Source organism: Chitinophaga japonensis (assembly GCF_007830125.1).
Classification (GTDB): domain Bacteria; phylum Bacteroidota; class Bacteroidia; order Chitinophagales; family Chitinophagaceae; genus Chitinophaga; species Chitinophaga japonensis.
The window spans coordinates 20109-37984 of record NZ_VLLG01000003.1 but is presented as its reverse complement, the minus strand read 5'-3'; the positions used below and the strand labels follow the sequence as shown (position 1 = coordinate 37984).

The window sequence follows — 17876 nt, the reverse complement described above, 5'->3', positions numbered from 1 at the left end:
CTTACTCTCAATTATCTAAATGCGACTTCCGATTTTTGTTGTTAATTTAAAATATCCAGAATTAATCAAAAGGTCCGTCGTGAGCAAGGAGAAAGTAAAAAATACAATCATCGGGAATACCTGGTAACGAAAAACAATAGGAGAAGCGAGCACACTGAAAGCAAAATTTACCAGTAGAAAAAGTCCTATTAAAGTAAGTCCATGTAAAAAACTGCCAGATAATCTCCTTCTACCTCCCAAAAGTAATAAGAAAACACTGCAGCCAGCAAAATAAAGATTCAATACAGTAAAGAATACCGGAAATAAATACAGCAATATACCCTGGAGGTCCTTAGATATAGATTTAACAGAAGTAGTCTTATAGCCAAACCAATTTGCAGCAATTGGATAAACACGGTCAGCTCCGAGGTTATACATTTCCAGTTTCTCCAAAGGTGGTACAAAATAGTTCATTGCGTTGGGAACCAGGAAGTGCTTAGCATAGGCAATAGGGTGCTCACGAATAAGGTATTTACCGAACATTCCAAACACAGGAGCTACTTCTCCCCAAGACTGTATACCGCCTAGTGTATCGGATCTCCATGCTGAATATTTATTAACATACTGTTTAAGTGGAGCTGCTTCATATTGAATAAAAATAGCACCCATGATTGGAGAGATTCCTTTCATCCCCGTTGGGATGGAGTCAAAGTACTCCCTCGTGAGATTATCCAGCTTACGACAATTGTTTGGAATTTTAGCGCGATCTATTTGAAGGTGAGGATACATATAAAGTGCATTATTTGCGAGTTGCCAACCACCAAAAATAGAGAACTGATAAATACCAGTCAGTTCTTTATTTTTTTGACTCGTATAAAGCATAAAAAATACAATCACGGCAACACCCGATGTGATCCCTGCCAATTTGAAGCTCAACCTGCGATTGGATATTCCATAGGCAACTGCCCCAACTATCGGATAATAAAGTGCGTTATACCGAAATGTAAAGGCCACTAGTAACAAAAAGGCATGAATCCATATCTGATAGCCTTTTGGCTGGTACACAATCCATAGTAATTGCGTCATCCAAAGTACGCTTATACCAATAAACAGCGGATCACTTGATATATAATTACTGAGATAAAGGAACAAGGGATTAAAAAAAAGAAAGATGAAAACCATTCTTGTCACTATAATAGATGGTTGATAAAAGTAAAGCAATGTAAAATAAAAGGCCAGCAAGGCAAACATCAGAAAAAAATATTGGAAAGCGACCAAGGCAGTATCAGACTCCATTAAGCTATGGAAAATCCAGAGAAGTTTGGAATACCCAATGGGCCAGATGTTTACATCCAGTTTCTTTGACGCAGCAAAAATATAGCTATATGAGTCGGAAAAAAAATCTGCGTAAGGATAGAGAAGTTTGAAAAAAATAAATTGCAACAAACAACCTAGTAAAGCAATAACTAGATACCTTCTATTGCTCCGTTCGTTAACAATAAATTTAAAGAACGATTGTTTCTGATTCTTAAAGGAAATTTCCATTGTTGGCTCACGTAGGCTTACAAATAATAAAGTAACTCTTGTCCGGATTCAGCACAATATCGGTATGGGGTGATGGAAGGTCTCCAACCCTGTTACCAAGAAGACACCAAGTCATCCAGAGATGAACGATACAATTTAATACTATATACTGCACCTTTATCGCAGGAACAATTAATAGCTAATTTGGGCAAAAACTGGGCGGACCTGCCGATTTGATTAGCTGACTAACACTGCAAAGGGATACTAATAGGGCAAACATGCAAACGATCTGGTGAAATTGAAGCAAAACGTTTTCATCGATAAAAGTGCAAATTTGCTGGTCCCACTGCGATGAGATTGCCGTGTATTGTTGTATACTTGTTTAACCCTCAAATAACAATATCTATCATGCCAAGAAACACCATGCCACGGGTGCACATCAGTAGAGTATCTATGGGTAACAGAATTATTCCATATTCCTATGCACAGCACCAACAGATAAAGTATCAAATTCCCGGGGTAAGCTTTCTAAGTATAAGAAGACACTTATACACCCTATATGCCCAAAACTCCATAGAGCCGGCTGGCAGGTTCGGTGCAAAGTTGTATAACCTGATTGCAAGGGGAAATATCGTTCCGGCTTTGAACTTTCCGGACACAATGCTTGCAATGGTTATTCTATTGAAGGGAGAAATACGCCTGAACATTTCCAGTTTGAATAATGTTAACCTCGGTGAATCCACACCCGGTTTATTATCGCTGCCTTCGGGACTGCTGAAGGTCGTCTTCCCAGCTGGTGAATATCAAATTTTGCTTATTCCCATTGATAGCAACTTCATCAAAACCCATGCAATGGTGCATACCTTCATAGCAGATATCCAAAGTACATCCTTGGCAGGGCGCGCGTTCCTGGAAACAATACCCTTCACCAAGCCCATAGAAATGTTAATTACCCAGCTAAAGCATCTGTTAAGCAGAAAAACCAAGGACGTGGCGCTGAATAAGTGCCTATTTGATGCCTATATCATGCAGTTGATCGTACATGCCTTCCGGGAAATCAGCAATCCCACGAAACAGGATCATGAAGTAGTGCCCCAGGAAATTCGCAAGAAAAACATGGTCCGGGTAAAGGAATACATGGACAAGTATTTCCAAACCCCAATTACGCTATCTTCCATAGCTAGCGCCTGCCAGGTCGACATAGACCAGATAGGAAGGGATTTTCATTTGCTGGAAGGCAAGAATCCGGGCGAATACCTGGAAGAAAAGCGGGTAAAATATGCCGCTGTGCTGCTGAAGAGTTGCGACTATACTATGGCAAAGATTGCGGAGGAAACAGGATTCAAAAATTCGGGTTTCATGACTGCAGCATTTGAAAAGTACTACAATTGTTCTCCCATGGATTATCGGACCAAAGAAAAGAATAAGTGGCAAGAATATTTAAAAAAAACGCATTGAAAGATGCTGATCAATACCTATATATTCGCTTTACAAATATAAACACTTAGCCCTCCTGTAGTGGACAATTAAAGAAAAGTCCACCGATACAGACAAGCAGCGTCAAGAAAAATAGCGACATATAGCAGTGGCTTAATCTAGCGCCACTGCTATATCAGCCCGTCAACTTACTCCACTTCCATATAATAAGGTGTCATGCAGGCATCCTGGTACCATTGCCGTGTAGCAGAACCAAACGTAGTGGTACAGATCACTCCCGTGAACGCTGGTGTGCACACGCCGGGCAGGGTTGTGTAGGGAAAACATGCACTCCCCTGGTCGCTCTGTTTGTATCGCCCCTGCAGATATCTGCCGCCTGTCATCGCGCTACAAAGGGAAATAACTAAGGAAAAAAAAGAAACTAGCAAGCCTGTTTTGAATTGGACATTTTTCATAAGATATATTTTTGGTTATTGAATACCTCAGCCGATAGAACGGTCTATCGTTCAGATGCATACTCAATCCATAGGGCAAAATTTAAATCTCAAAATCCAAATTGATTCTAGTTACAGTGGAGTAGCACGGGAAGGGTCAGCAATTGATAGCCAAACCGTTTAAAAAACATTGAATCAATAAATAGAACATCAATCAGAGAGAAAAATGAGCATCAAGCAGAGAACCTAAAAAGATATTCTTGTCCCAATTGTTATTACTCTTAAAGAGGGGTATGTTTCTGGTGATATCGTCAGTGCCGTTTCTAATTCCGTACTTCGAGCTTGTAATGTCCCAGCATCAGGGTCTCTTCCCTGGAAATTTGTAATGGTAAACAGATTATACCCTTGTAAATACAATTTACAACTTTTTATTTTAATTCTCTTCAAAATTTTTTCCGGGAGGTTATAACCGGCCATTAGGCTTTGAAGTCGGAAGAAATTGGCACTTCCTACCTGTTGGTCACTCGATAGGGCATAACGAAAAATCTGGCCTGCTTGGGTTGCCAGAGAACTGGTAAATTTTTGTACCGAAGTCTGGTCACCCGGTTTTTGCCATCTATCCATAACTGCCAAAGGTTGATTACCTATGGAACCTGGAACGTGCGGACCATAACGAACGGTATAATTATTCTGGTTAGCAAACCTGAACAGCATGCTCAGCTCAAAATTCTTATAAAATATGCTGTTGTAAATCCCTCCGTAAAATGTCGGTCCCAGTTCCACGCCATATTTATCGTCGTCAGGAGTCGGCAACCCGCTACTGTCGTGGGAAATCCTGTAGATACCATTGTCCGGGTCTACTCCCTGAAATTGAAACCCCACTGGTGCATCTACCGAAAATCCCTGCTGATAGAACCTTTTATACCTGATTTCATCCAGTCCGGGAAATTTTGCCAGGGTATTTTTCGGGAAGCTTATGTTAAAACCACTTCTCCAGATCAGCTTCTCGTTTCTGATCGGTGTAAAATCCAAATCCACTTCCCATCCTGTATTCTTCACCTCTGCGGGATAATTTACAGGTTTATAGGTTCCATCCACTACTTTATCCCCTGCCGTGAGCAATTGATTTTTGCTCAAGTTATTATAATAGCATATTGTAGCTAGGAGCCTATCATTAAAGAATCCCAGATCAAGTGCTATTTCTCCCATGTTGGTGATTTCCCAAGTTATTGTCGAATCATAATCTACATACTTATGTAACACATCCCATTTAATATAGGTAATCCTGTCGGCATCCCTACGATACTGATCGTTTCCTGCCGTCCCATAACTGCCCCGTAGTTTCCCATAACTGAAAATCCGGTTCTTGGCTAACCATTTTTCCCTGCTGAAAACCCATGCTGTACCGATTGATCCGAATAGGTGGGTATCCCTCCCTTTACTGAGCCTGTTGGAATAGTCCCAAGTACCTGTTAACGTTAACATTAATCTGTCGTTATACTTATAGGCAACTCTTCCATAGTATGACCTGTATTTATAACTGGTATCAGTATCAAGAAGGGTATTGGCTGTGTAAGCAGCTGTAATGTCCTCTAATAAACTGTCTTTATCCTGGCTATAATAAGCCGCTTTGCTTTGTTGTTGAAATTTATCATGCTGTATGCGTAGCCCAGCAACCAGTTTTATGCTACTTCTCCCTTTCGTCTTCTTCCAATCTCCCTGAATGTTGACTAAATTACTCCTGAAGTTGTTGTCGAAAAATATGGAATTGCCTATTGTTACATTATCCTGGGGATCATAGGATTTCACGGGCTTTATTTCTACTTGGCTCACCCTAAACTTACTATAGCCAATTGTTGTACTGACAACAAAATCTTTAAACGGCTCAAAGCTACCAATAATGGAAGAACGGAGATTTTGGGATTTATTCCTGTTGGTCCGAAGCAAGTACACATAAGGGTTATTATAAAAAGTACCCTTCTCAAAATTCAGGTTCCCGTCAACATAGGGATTCGGTGTATTTGGAGGTAATGATGAGAAACTGGTCATATCTGCAGCGGGCAATAGGTTATTATCCTTCACAAAATTTCCGCTATAGCCTAGTTTAAGCAGTTTATTCTTGGATATATAGTTCAGCTTTGCACTTGCACCCCATTTATTATATTTAAAATTATCTGAAGGATAAACGGTACCCTCTCTTCTGTACATTCCACTAACCCGGTAGCTTGTGGTGGAATTCCGGCCAACAAGGTCCATGCTGCTCTCGGTAATGTGGGCCAGTCCGCCGATCATTTCTTTCTGCCAGTCAGTGTACCTGGTGGTGTCCCATGTACCGTTGATATCATAATCACCGGCGCCTGGACCTGTCTTCCCATCATTTCCTAATGCTTCATGCCGCATTTCCAGGTATTGCTTTGTATCTAGATAACGCATCAGGTTGACTGCCTTCCCTATTCCTTTGTAGACATTAACCGAAAACCCCTTCTTGCCGGAAACCGGAGATTTTGTTTTGATCAGAATGACTCCGTTGCCCCCTTTGCTCCCATACAGGGAAGTAGCGTCAGGTCCTTTTAGGACCTCCACTTCTTCAATATCATTCACTGTAAGTAGATTCAATGGACTCGCAGCGGTATACGCCGGATTGGAACTTACCCCCGTGAGGTTGGCGAAATCCTCATTCAGGGAAACGGACGGCATGGGTAAATTATCAATCAGAATTAACGGTTCGCTGATACTTTCTATGCTGTTTTTGCCACGTAACCGTATTTTATATCCACCTCCGGGTAAACCATTTAGCTGGTTGATATTCAGCCCGGCAACCCTTCCCTGCAGGGAGCTCAAAACATTGTTGACCGGCTGTTCCTCAATTTCCGATTGGCTGACTTTTGTGGATGATCCCGTAAGCTGAAATTGTTTGGTTCCATTGACGTGGATAGCCTGAAGGGGGGCGGATAACGGCACAAGCTGTACATAGACTGAATCGGCAAAGCTTTCTAGCTTCATGGTCTTATACCCTAACCTACTGACAATCAGTTTTGCATTCCGGCCGATGTTTTCCAAACGAAATCTCCCCAGGTTATCTGTAAGGGTCCCGGTATTGCCCCCGCTCGTCAATTCAACGATGCTCACTCCGGACAGAGGCTCTTCCTTTTCATTTACCACCACTCCCCTAATGATTCTTCTTTTTTCACCCGGAATCGCTTCAAGATCATAATCACCTGGCACCCTTGGTGTAATAACAAAAGTTTCCTCCCTGTAATACCATCCTAGCCCCCGAGGAGTTAAAATACGTTTCAACACATTATCCAGCGGCTCGCTTTCAAATGAAACGGAGATCCGCTCCTCGCTACTGATCTGCTCATCATTGTAGAATGCCTGCATATCGGTTTGCTCCCAGATGGCCCGGAAAAAATCTGTTACTCTTACATTACGCTTTTTATAGGTAATAAGCCGCTTACCAGGATAGTCCTGAGCAAGCAGTTGGCTGTTCAAACCAATTAATGTAAGGATGAACAGTATTCTAAGCATAACAGTAGAGGTGCATTTTCTCACGTATTACTCTTGAATATTTACGTGACATTTTGATTCCTGGATTTTCGGCAACCCAGTATGGAAAAGACTTCTATAAGGTTCTAGGCAACTATATAGATTCCCTCCAATTCTTTCTACCCTAAAACTACCAGGAATACCTTTAATACGACGGTTTATTAGTGCTTGGTCATAATGTCCGGATAATAATGCGGAAAAGTTACTCTGGCTGCTTCTTTATACGAGGATATCCTAATTTCATCTCCATTATTGATTTCTTCCTGAAATGTAATCTTCCTTCAGCATCAACGTAAAACTGTATATTGCTACTGCCTGAGATGTCCGTAAGGATTACAGCTAGCGCTTGGGTACTATCCAGTTTATAAGTGTGATAAAAATACTTTATCTCCTCTACATCAAAAATGACTTCCATTCCGTAATGATGCTCTATGGAATCGGCAATCTGATGTAAAGGTAATTGCAAAGCGAAGTACTTGGTTCGCCTCTGCTCTCTCGGGACGATTTTGTAAAACTTGTTGAAAGCAGCTGCCCCGAATACACAAACAGCAACCAATACTCCAGCTAAAGCTAGCTTCTTTCTTCTACGCTGCACTTTCAGCCGTTCACGGTCAAAATAGTCAATAATAGAAAAGACCTTTTCTCCTTGCTTCTCCAAGGTCTCCTTGAAATCTTGGTACAGAGTGAACGCATCTGCATTCCTTAATCCTTCCCTGTCAATATAATCATTCTCATCTTGAGATGTTAGGCCATGCTGCCTTGCATTCAGAAGGTCGTGATACCTACCTAGATCAAAAGGTTCCCAAGGTCTGGGCGCCCTACGCTTCTTCCGCTTAAAGTACTTCTGTAATTCATCCAGCTTACGACGTAAAAATTGCTTCATAGAAAATATTTAATTAATATCTAAACATTAGATATCTGTCAAGATGCGGTGTGAAATAAATCTACAGCTCGAAGAAGCCTGTATACTTGAATGGCCATAGGCATGGACGGTACGGGATACTCAGGGACTTGTCTATCCCCGATCCAACAGTATTCCATAGCAGGGCATGCTCTATTTCAAGCATAGATATTTTTAACATATTTAATTGCGTTATACTACAACACAAAATATTTAATGGACAGCAAATAAAGGCGCGCTTTTCACCAAAGAGTAGGCAACTACGCCAGATGACAATTAATGAATTTCTCCTTTGGCTTTTTCACAATTTTCATCCCTGTACAATGATAGGTCGAAATTAAAAGGGGTTATGTCCTAGTTCTAATGAATATTTTTTTTATGTCCTATTATGGGCATTAACTATTCAATTTTTTGAAATCCATACCAGTGCTAAAGTACGCTACTTCCTGATATTCTTTAGCGGTTTCTTTTCGAAATGAAGGTTACCTTCTCCGTCCCGGTAAAACCGAAGGTCACTGCAGCTATAGATTTGGTCCAGAAAATCGATAAGTTGCTTAGTGCTATCAAGCGTATACGTAAAGTGGTAGTACTTAATTTCCTCCTGATCAAACAATACCTTCTCTCCGTAATGCTGTCTTATAGAGTCCGCTATCTGGTATAATGGCATCTGCACATGGAAGCTACTTTCGTCACTCTCCCTACGGACAAGCTTATATTTCATACTTAGAGAGAATCCAACATACGCTAAAAGTATGCTGGCTGCAATTGGCAAAGCAAGCTTCTTCCTGCTCGGCCTCACCGTTTCTTCACTCTGGCTAATGTCAACAATATACAATGGCTGTGTCTTTACTTCCTCGCACCAATCCAGGTAATATTCGTAATAATAATTTGCTTTAGGGTTTCTCCGCATCTCCCTTTTAATATATTCATTTTCTTCTTCTGTAGTATCTCCATCGTGTCTTAACATTAGGATTGCAATAAAATGATCGGGGTCAAATGGCTCCCATGGTTTGGGGACCCTAGACATCTGCTGGGAAAAGCATTTCTTTATTCTAGCCAGTTTACGTTGTATAAAATGCCTCATAAACGTTGGTTTGTATACAGGTTGATAGTCCTATATTTCAATATAGAATTGCTGAAACGAATCTATGGTTGTAGGAATCCGGTATACTTGAATTGCCATAGGCTCAGACGCTGTGGGATAAGCAGAAACTTATCACCTGGTCACAAGGTATTCCATAGCAGGGTCTCCTCTACTCAAGTATAGAGTTTTATTAACATATTTATATTGCACTATACTACAATACTGATTGATTTATGGACATTAAATAAAAGCTCTCATTTTTCTTCAATAGGTAGGCCGTTGTCCACATGACAATCCACTAATTTATTAACAGGTATCTTCAACCACAGTAACCATCCCCCATATATGTAGGTCGAATTTCAGAAACAAATGTCCTAGTTTAAGTGAATATTTTTTTAGCCATATTATGAGGGTTCACTATTCATTCCTCTCAATCCTCGGCAGTATCAAGAGCATTTAAACTCCTCAGAGTTGGATGGGAAGCTAATATTTACAAATGATTAACATATATTAGAAGCATTTTTGGTAATACAATACCGGTACGCATTTATTATTAATTACACTCATATACCTTGACCATCATTATCCACAGATCTCCGTCAGAACTGAAAGCCATCAATTGTAAATTACCTACACCCGATAAGGCTTGCTAACTAAAGTGTACTGGTGAGAAAACCATTTGTTAAACTGGAAGGCACGTCACATATCAGTAGGTTTATATAAATTCTATTATTTAAATTTGATCCTTAACTTTCGGAACATCTACTATGCGATCCTCCACCATTCCCGGTTTCCGTGAAATCTTTCCCAGCGAGGAAGCAAATTATACCGACCTCGTGCGGGGGTTGGGTTCGGATACTATTATAAACCTTTGCGCTGCCCTCAACAGCGAGTTGACATGCCCAGAACCATGGAAAGAAACCCAAACGCGGCTGAACTACATTGTCATACGTCGGTTTACAGATGCACAGCGCAGCCATATTCTTAGGGCATTTGACTTGTATAAGGAGAAAGCAGGCAGCGGGTTCCAGGGAGCGATTTTTTTCCGAAGATATTTGGTCTTTATGATGCTTCGAGAACTGAATAATTACCGCATTGTTGAAACGAGAGACCAGCCGCATCATGAATTCGCGTTTTTCAGAGCATACCTGAAGATTATCGACGAGGTGAATGACGGCGACCATGGGGATATCGACTTTAGGTCCCTTGATAAAACGGACCCCTCATGGACTTTGCGCCTTTGCTGGCTGCCAATCCTGCGGCAGTTCGACCTGAACGAAAAAGGAAATATGATCTTTGAGATGCTGAAGGCTGCCTGTTTCCTAGACTTCGCAGCCAAAAACTTCCGGGAACCGCTCCGTGATTACCTGCTGAGTTTCGGTTTATCGAGCCCGGGGCAGTTGATGGACAGTTACAATGCTATCTACAAGGCAACTGAACTTTACGACCCTAACGCGATGCTTAGGAAGTATACGCTGATCACCGTTGATTCCGCGACGAATGTTCTACATCTTGACGCGCAGAGGATCTCCCCGCAAACCAAAGAGAAACTACGTTTTAGCGATCTTAAAAAACGGCCGGTGTTCTTCAGCTCTCAAAGACAAAAATACCTTGTACTGGATAATTATCTAGCACAGCGCAAGGTCTTCCGAGGACCTTATTTTGAACTATTCCATCAAACCAGCTTGAAGCCACAAGATAAAGCCCTGCAGAATGAGGCGTATATACGCTATAGCCAACAAGTTGCCGATGTGCTGGAAAAACGCTGCTTGAAACCAATCCTAACCCTGCTGGCCCAGGAACAATGTGATGTATTGCATTTTGACGACGGCAGCGAAAGCGTGCCAGACGGCTACTTACGGGTGGGGCGTAAAATCTTCCTATTTGAGTACAAGGCCTATTTCTTCCCCGAAAAACTGGCTCAGAAACCGAATTTTGATGATTTAAAGACCTATTTCGACAGAGGTTTTATCGCGAACGAAAAAGGCAAAGAAAAAGGTATCCACCAGCTACGTAAGCAAATCGCACTACTGTATAAAAGTGGTTTTACTTTTGACCCCGACGCGAAAACCTTACTGGATAATGGCGGCTTAACTATCTACCCCGTTATCACCTACAATGATTTTTATTTCGGGCTCAATGGCTTAAACACCTATCTGAATGACGCTTTTGTCCGTTCACTGCCGAAATCGTCTACGGACAAACTGAAGATCACTCCGCTCGTGCTGATGAACCTGGAAAGCCTGCTGGATATGGTATTGACAGGGCAAGGCCCAGACCATACTGAACAGCATATCCTCCAATATCTCACGATGACCAGCCAGGCGCAAGAAAGGCTCCGGTTCACAGGTAACAGCGACGATTTTTTGCTTGCCTATGCCGGATTTGATGAGCTGTATAACTGGCAATTTGCACTCAGACCCGGCGACTTAGAAAAAGCTCAGGAAGTGCTTGACCAATTGATAACGCTGGCAGGAATATCGTTCGACGACCTAGAAAGGCCTCTGCAATAGCGCATTTAGATTGCTTAATGAAATAGCGTCAATATTTCTCAATTTGTCGTACCACTTCTTCTTTCCGCCTTTCTTTGAAGCCTGTATAGTGCCTTCTAAATATGTCATACGCCATTTCTATGTGAAATTGTAAATCAACTGTACTTGGTACCAGAAGAGTTTTTTGAGGAATAAGGAAAGGCAATCGTTCAAGCTGCCAAGTCATGGAAAGAATTCCATCGCAAGTATGCTGAGAGCAAGCCTATAGGACCTGGAGACCCTATTGAATACTTAGGTCGTCCGATCAAGGAAGTGCTTAAAAACTCCCAGAGCACCGCCGCCATTGCAAGAATTCATGATCTGCAAGCTGCCTTTGCACAAAAACATGCACCTGTACCCCGGAAAGAAATTCTCAAAACCAGTTCAACCCCAAAGTAAACGTCCATTAAATAATCTTTTATAAGATGGAAAAGTATTCAGAAGTACTAGAATAACTATTCTTCTTCAGGCCTGGAATCTTTGTATAATAAAGCAGCCTCGACAGCCTCCCTGCTAATATGGGGGTATGCTATTAGGATGTCTTGTACGGTTTCACCAGCGGCTATTCTGCCTTGAATTAATTCGACAGTTATACGGGTGCCTTTAATTACTGGCTTCCCCATCAAAACAGTAGGATTAATCTCTATGTACCGCTCAATATCCACGAGAGTAATTTTCATCAATATAAAAAATGCGATGTCCGCAGGCCAAAATTCCTAACGAATAATATAGTAACCAAGTTATTGGTAAACAAATTATCCGAACTTAATTCAGAATGGATTTGGGCTTTAACTCGAAAGGCACCTAGCAGTGCCAGTCGTATTTATTGTTTGTATTTCATTCCCCCATTCATCGCGTAACTCTAAAAAACCCTCCTTAGCAGAGTAATATATAGACGGAAATTTCATTCCTTTTTTGTACCCGCCAAGGTTAACCATCAATTGGCAACCAGAATAATCAGTGCCGCAATCATCTCTCATAGCCCAATTTGTATATGAGAACAATTTACTCTCGTGAAGCATAAACTTACCTTTTACTTGTCATTAATACTTTTTATACTTGCAACTTAACTGTTTATAATCCTTGGGCAAAGTATCCTTAAATGTTGCATGCTGTTCCCCTACTACCTTAAGATCACCCCAATCCTTGTAATTTTCTATCATATGAATCCGTAACGGAATATTACTCCCTTCGCCTAATTGATTATAGAGCCAACCAACGCAAAACTCCTTGTCACCACAAGCTGTCAAATGACAGTTCATCGCATAAACGCTTGGCTCATTAAGCTTTTCTAAGCTTCCTGGTTTCGCAATTGTCCTCGCTAATTTCTTATGCAACTCTACACTATATCCAAACGGAATTTCATGGGGATTCGTTGATTTCTTCCAGGGGCATTTGGCTCACGGGATAGTGCGAGGGAGCTTCTTTTTCTCCATTGCATAAAAATACCACGATTGTTATTGCGGACACAATTTAGTTAATTATGTATTTTTGGCAAAATATACCAAAAAAATTGGGACGCCCCTTGCCTGTAGTAATTCTTAACACTAACCATTATGAGCAGTTAATGCAACTCAGTATACCTGTTGGACAAAACATTTATCATTTCCTTCAATTTCAATCTTTTACACTCTTCAAATTATACTATACTTATGAACAAATTCTCCTTCAAGTATTACCCTCCTCCGGTATTAGTTTATATAGTGTGTATTATTATTTCTTTGAGGTTTGGGTACAATGTGCTGGTAAATGCAGCCTTAAAAAATGAATTCCATATAAAAATTGCTGATGTACTATCTATTCCACTTTTAGCGGGGTTCGTAGTAGGTTGTTTAAGCCTTATAAATCGAACGGTAATGTGGAAAGGTTGGCTGCGCATATTGGGACTCTATGACATACGCGGAACATACATCGGAACCGTTACATCATCATATCACATGGAGGACAATCCTAGAAAACCAAATATAAAATTGTACTGCAAACTGATTGTCGTCCAAAACCTAAACGGTTTCGAAATAAAGGGTGCATTCTACAATGACAAAAAGATGGCTCAACAGTCTTCCTATTTCACCAGTTCTTCCGAAGGAATGAAAAAAGAAAATGATGGCTCATTACGTATCCATTACTTTTACAGCAACAAAGGCGACCAACTGCATCCAGATAACAAAAAATATGGATTAAATAACCATGATGGTGTTTGTGTACTTAGTTATGACCCACAAACAAAACAAATGGAAGGTTACTATTTTAACCATGAAAGGGCCAGCCATGGAAAGCTAGTATTGAAACTTTCAAAATAGCTCCAGCAATAGTGCCATTTTATATTTAAAACAACTATATAAACCTTGTGTAGTAAATAACACCACTAGAAAATCTTATTTACAATGCTTCGCGTAAGTAATTGGGCAGGGAGCTTCCTCTTGGTATCTTGGAGCAATTAACATTCTTTAACCCTAACGAAAATAAATCCAATTTATATGAAATCACCATCTAAAAACCCTCGGTCAGAACAGGCCGTTGATTATGACTTTTTTGTTGGTGGCAGGTCAAAAAGCGCAGATCTGACAATTTACTACAATGTTGCCTTCGATAGTGTAGTAAAAATCAAAAAGCAAATTTCCAATTGGCCTGATTCACGGCAATATGCCTTCCTGGCTGAGTACTTATGGAAAGCCCATTATCTACAAAAGAACAGCAATGGATATGAGGTACAACCTATCGATGAATGGATAATTCAGGCTCTAATTGCCAAGGTGGAGGCCATTCGCAACTTCCATTCGCACATCTGGCACGACCATGAGGTACTTATATTTGAAAAGGAGTTAAAGGATTTTGTGGAACAAAAATATGATGAAGCTAAGGCGGCTTTATCAGCCGAATTTCCAGGAGCCATGCTTGAATATGAAGACCTGGCACGAACAGGCAGAATGAAAAAGTTCTCGCTATTTAAAAGGGTGCCTGAAAGAAAGAAGGATTTTATCACTGTCGAGGGCCGTATTTTCTTCCTTAGCTTCTTTCTCTCTACCGGGGAAATGAATCAACTATTGCAACAACGTAGAGGGTTTAAACGTTCGGATATGCCCCTCTTTAAAATGAAGCGTCTATTATATACCTTTTATTGCCATCGGGACGGCGCTTCCATGCTCGATTTCAACCATAAAGAACAGTTTATTGATTCAATGGATGAACAGCAAAAACGAGACATTTTCAAAGCTCGCACAGCATATAAGCTCATTTCTTACCTCATTGATTATCCCTGGTATTGGGGAAGCAGGGATTCGATGCCCCTGTTCGATGAAAAAGGCGAAATAATTAGGAATGTCGGGCAACTTAAAGATTACCTTGAAAAAAATCCCCATCTGCTGCCAGAGCTAAATTTTCATTTACTCGATAGGAAAATCCCCGCCACCGGGAAGTTTAATACCCGAAAGGAAAAGGAAAACTTTGCAAAACTTCAAGATGATAGGTATCGTCTGGGTACGATTGCCTTTAATTACCTACCCATTCCCAATTATACTTTTCATATAGATTTTGAGACCTTGCACCGATTAGTATTGCTCCAAATTTTACATCACGGTTCCAAAAAGGAGGTGTCGCCTTACCAGGTGCTAGAATTAAACCTAAGATCCATTGTGGAGAATAGAGTATCCCTTTATAACATTTTATGTAAACAAGATAACGAAAGAACAGGTGAAGATCTTGATTTTCTGCTGGACAGGAAGAATCAGCGACTGCGGGGTGGAAGGAAATTAACGGAGTTCGGTATCTCTTATTTTGAATCTATTGAAAAAGGAAGTGGCGCAAAAATTCGGGACAGCATCCAATTGGCAAACTATATGCGCAGCATGGATACCGCATGGCTAGAGCTCCCATACGAAGGGGCGCATAAAGTTGAAATACAGCCCCTCGATCCGGAGCCTATTATGGTTTATCAACAGGATTTTCTGGAGGGGACCACACAAAAGTTTAGAGCTGGGAATCGCTTCATGTTTTATGTATCCCGGTATTTGATGGATTTTGCTGGGGATAACTGGTATTGGGGTATGGAACGTTTTGAAATGAGAAAAAAAGATCAAAATGCACGGTCCGAAAGCCTCATTCGAACTAAAGAATATCTCAGAGCATCTGACATACCTCTTAATGGCGATTACCGGCTAACCTTAGATAATGATCACATTTTCCTGGCAATGCCCAAAAATGGACCAGGTAAAAAAAATCATGAGAAATTCTATCAGTTTGCTCTTGGTCCCAGAGCAATGCGTTATCTGGGCGCCTATATCATAAATAATAGAGCAGACTTTGTCAGTAAGGCTAAAGGTTTTCTTGATACACTGGTTAGAGATCTGGATCGGCTACATAAAAATGAATACTGGAACATGGAGCATGGTTATGAGCTTTTGGAATCTCCTTTTGTTTCAGGATTTTTGAAAAATGTTCCGACAAACATTGAAAAGCTTTTAACACTTGTTAAAACCAGAATAGAATACATAAAACAGGAATGGCAGCAAGCATTGGAGAATAAACCTTATCTGAGTCGCGCCCAAAAGAATAAATTAATAATGGATGCCTACCGGTTACTTCAATGGCCAAAAGGAAATGATGGCAACCCAAGGTTTTTCAGAGCACATGAATACAATCAGATGAGTGTCTGCCATTATAGCCTGCACCTGAAGGATAACGAACAAGATAAAGAAAGTAGAAAGCAAATTAAAAAGCGGTTCAAAAGCAAATATGACCACCTTTTTGAGGATGTATTTAAACTGAATACCCGAAAACCACCTATTCCCCGATCAATCCTATCACTTCTGGATGAGGCCGATAGTCTGGATGAGTTGATGAAAAAAACATTTGAGGAGTGCCATCAATTGTTGGATAATAGGTACAGCCAGTTAAAATCATTACCGAACCAACAACTCAAAAGGGAGCTACCGGAATTATGTCGCTTACTCGGAATTTCTGTACCACTAAATATTCTGCGTGAACAGGAGAAGAAAGCACTGAAGGAAAAACATAATACAACTCTTTGCGTTAAGCCATTTGACATTCACCCTATGCTGGTGGTAAAATACTTTTTCCCTGAACAGTACAAGGCAAGCAAGTCGGTTGAATTTGTAAACAAAAATGGCGAAAAAGTAAAAAAACAGCCAACGCTTACCATTTTCTCTGCCTTGCGAAAGAATAGAGCCCTCCGTGAAAAACTGGTGGAGGATTTTTATGACGAACAGAATTCAGCAGTATTATATCCCGATGACGACACTAAAAAGCAAAAGGAAGTGCTAACCGGTTTAATGAATACTACCTGTACCGAGGATATTTTACTATGGTGGATGGCTAATGAATACCTGGTTAATAATCCTTACACCCAAGCAATGGGAGAATTATTAATGAAAAAACCGAGGTCAGGCAGGCAGTACATTGGAGATTTGCATAAGCTTACTATTTTACAACCGCTACCTAAAGAATCAGGCAAACGCCAAATCTATATGTCGATATTGATGCATCAACTGGATGACCTGATGTTTATAGTGCAAAAAAGTCGGTTAGGAAAAGCTGCTGAACATTTTGTACAGAGGTGCAGTACCGAGAACGGGATTTGGGCTCCAGAAATAGAAAAACTATCTACAAATCAATTGGCAGGTGCTCCATTTCCCGATGGAACAATCAATAATCCAATTCCATTCCAATTGCTACTCGATGAAATAGAATTAGTACGCCGAACAGGCCTGGAGCTAGGGAGATATCTATTAGAGTTTGAGAAGAAGATACTGCAGCAGGCGCTTAACGGTTATGAAAGCAAAGAGGCTTTTCATAAATGGCTAAAAAATGAATATGAAAAAACTGAATACTATGGAAAATATCCGGCATACTTCTTCAATTTCGATAGCATATTAAAGCTGTCCGGTACAGTTGACAATAATATAGATAAGGATCTCAACATAACACTAAGTGATTACCGAAATATTACCTTTCATAACGATATCCCAAGTAACGGAAGTTTTTCATGGCTTACGCGGGAAGGGAGCTCTGTACGGCAATTGCTGGGTATAGAAAAGAATTTGCATGAAAAAAGAGACCGGTCTGAGTATGAAAACAATCGGGAAGAGTAGAAATGAGAAATTAGTCTGTATCAGGACTAGAGGTATCATCCCATGCAATTTTCAGATGTCATACACTAGAGCTTGGGCGTTATTACTGAAGCACTTATTAGATTCATGGTGTGAAAGCCATCTATTTGCATGGCAGGTACACCCACGTCAACCTTGACCTCCGGGACCAGTCGGGTGTGAAAGCCATCTATTTGCATGGCAGGTACACCTCCCGGCGGCGTTACCCCGCATGAGGTCTAGGTGTGAAAGCCATCTATTTGCATGGCAGGTACACCCCTTTAATGGTAAATCCGTTTTCCCTCGCCGGTGTGAAAGCCATCTATTTGCATGGTA

The 17876-nt window shown here is 40.8% G+C and carries 10 protein-coding genes; 4 read left to right on the top strand and 6 right to left on the bottom strand.

Annotation, left to right across the window (positions count from 1 at the left end; all coding sequences use genetic code 11):
• Positions 1 to 15: 15 nt before the first annotated feature.
• Positions 16 to 1524, bottom strand: coding sequence for a hypothetical protein (locus LX66_RS09100; protein ID WP_145712176.1), 1509 nt, complete (start codon positions 1522 to 1524; stop codon positions 16 to 18).
• Positions 1525 to 1911: 387 nt separating this feature from the next.
• Here LX66_RS09100 and LX66_RS09095 point away from each other — a divergent pair, with 387 nt between their 5' ends.
• Entirely contained in the window at positions 1912 to 2961 is a 1050-nt protein-coding gene (locus LX66_RS09095; protein ID WP_158642585.1) for a helix-turn-helix transcriptional regulator, read from the top strand.
• Positions 2962 to 3620: 659 nt separating this feature from the next.
• Here LX66_RS09095 and LX66_RS09090 read toward each other — a convergent pair.
• The 3 genes from LX66_RS09090 to LX66_RS09080 all read right to left on the bottom strand — a co-directional run bounded on the left by LX66_RS09090 (position 3621) and on the right by LX66_RS09080 (position 8905).
• A complete protein-coding gene (locus tag LX66_RS09090; protein ID WP_145712172.1) occupies positions 3621 to 6902 on the bottom strand; it encodes a SusC/RagA family TonB-linked outer membrane protein in 3282 nt (1093 codons plus the stop codon).
• Between the two features lie 220 nt (positions 6903 to 7122).
• Positions 7123 to 7803, bottom strand: coding sequence for a DUF4974 domain-containing protein (locus LX66_RS09085; RefSeq protein WP_145712170.1), 681 nt, complete (start codon positions 7801 to 7803; stop codon positions 7123 to 7125).
• A gap of 457 nt (positions 7804 to 8260) precedes the next feature.
• On the bottom strand, positions 8261 to 8905 hold the full coding sequence (locus LX66_RS09080) for a FecR domain-containing protein (protein WP_145712168.1): 645 nt from the start codon (positions 8903 to 8905) through the stop codon (positions 8261 to 8263).
• A 767-nt stretch (positions 8906 to 9672) separates the two neighbouring features.
• On the opposite strand from LX66_RS09080, the gene LX66_RS09075 reads away from it, so the two are divergent.
• On the top strand, positions 9673 to 11418 hold the full coding sequence (locus LX66_RS09075) for a hypothetical protein (protein ID WP_145712167.1): 1746 nt from the start codon (positions 9673 to 9675) through the stop codon (positions 11416 to 11418).
• 473 nt (positions 11419 to 11891) lie between these two features.
• Here LX66_RS09075 and LX66_RS09070 read toward each other — a convergent pair whose 3' ends face one another.
• Both LX66_RS09070 and LX66_RS09065 read right to left on the bottom strand, forming a co-directional pair.
• Entirely contained in the window at positions 11892 to 12116 is a 225-nt protein-coding gene (locus tag LX66_RS09070) for a DUF433 domain-containing protein (protein ID WP_145712164.1), read from the bottom strand.
• A 363-nt stretch (positions 12117 to 12479) separates the two neighbouring features.
• Complete coding sequence (locus LX66_RS09065) at positions 12480 to 12773, bottom strand: hypothetical protein (RefSeq protein WP_145712162.1); 294 nt, start codon at positions 12771 to 12773, stop codon at positions 12480 to 12482.
• 315 nt (positions 12774 to 13088) lie between these two features.
• Between LX66_RS09065 and LX66_RS09060 the strand changes: the two genes are divergently transcribed.
• Positions 13089 to 13736, top strand: coding sequence for a hypothetical protein (locus tag LX66_RS09060; RefSeq protein ID WP_145712159.1), 648 nt, complete (start codon positions 13089 to 13091; stop codon positions 13734 to 13736).
• 177 nt (positions 13737 to 13913) lie between these two features.
• Entirely contained in the window at positions 13914 to 17543 is a 3630-nt protein-coding gene (locus LX66_RS09055; RefSeq protein WP_145712157.1) for a hypothetical protein, read from the top strand.
• The last annotated feature ends 333 nt before the right edge of the window (positions 17544 to 17876 follow it).

Coding starts and splice junctions, on each gene's coding strand:
- LX66_RS09100 (WP_145712176.1), bottom strand. CDS start 1,524: ATGGAAATTTCCTTTAAGAATCAGAAACAATCGTTCTTTAAATTTATT.
- LX66_RS09080 (WP_145712168.1), bottom strand. CDS start 8,905: ATGAGGCATTTTATACAACGTAAACTGGCTAGAATAAAGAAATGCTTT.
- LX66_RS09070 (WP_145712164.1), bottom strand. CDS start 12,116: ATGAAAATTACTCTCGTGGATATTGAGCGGTACATAGAGATTAATCCT.
- LX66_RS09095 (WP_158642585.1), top strand. CDS start 1,912: ATGCCAAGAAACACCATGCCACGGGTGCACATCAGTAGAGTATCTATG.
- LX66_RS09085 (WP_145712170.1), bottom strand. CDS start 7,803: ATGAAGCAATTTTTACGTCGTAAGCTGGATGAATTACAGAAGTACTTT.
- LX66_RS09060 (WP_145712159.1), top strand. CDS start 13,089: ATGAACAAATTCTCCTTCAAGTATTACCCTCCTCCGGTATTAGTTTAT.
- LX66_RS09055 (WP_145712157.1), top strand. CDS start 13,914: ATGAAATCACCATCTAAAAACCCTCGGTCAGAACAGGCCGTTGATTAT.
- LX66_RS09090 (WP_145712172.1), bottom strand. CDS start 6,902: ATGCTTAGAATACTGTTCATCCTTACATTAATTGGTTTGAACAGCCAA.
- LX66_RS09075 (WP_145712167.1), top strand. CDS start 9,673: ATGCGATCCTCCACCATTCCCGGTTTCCGTGAAATCTTTCCCAGCGAG.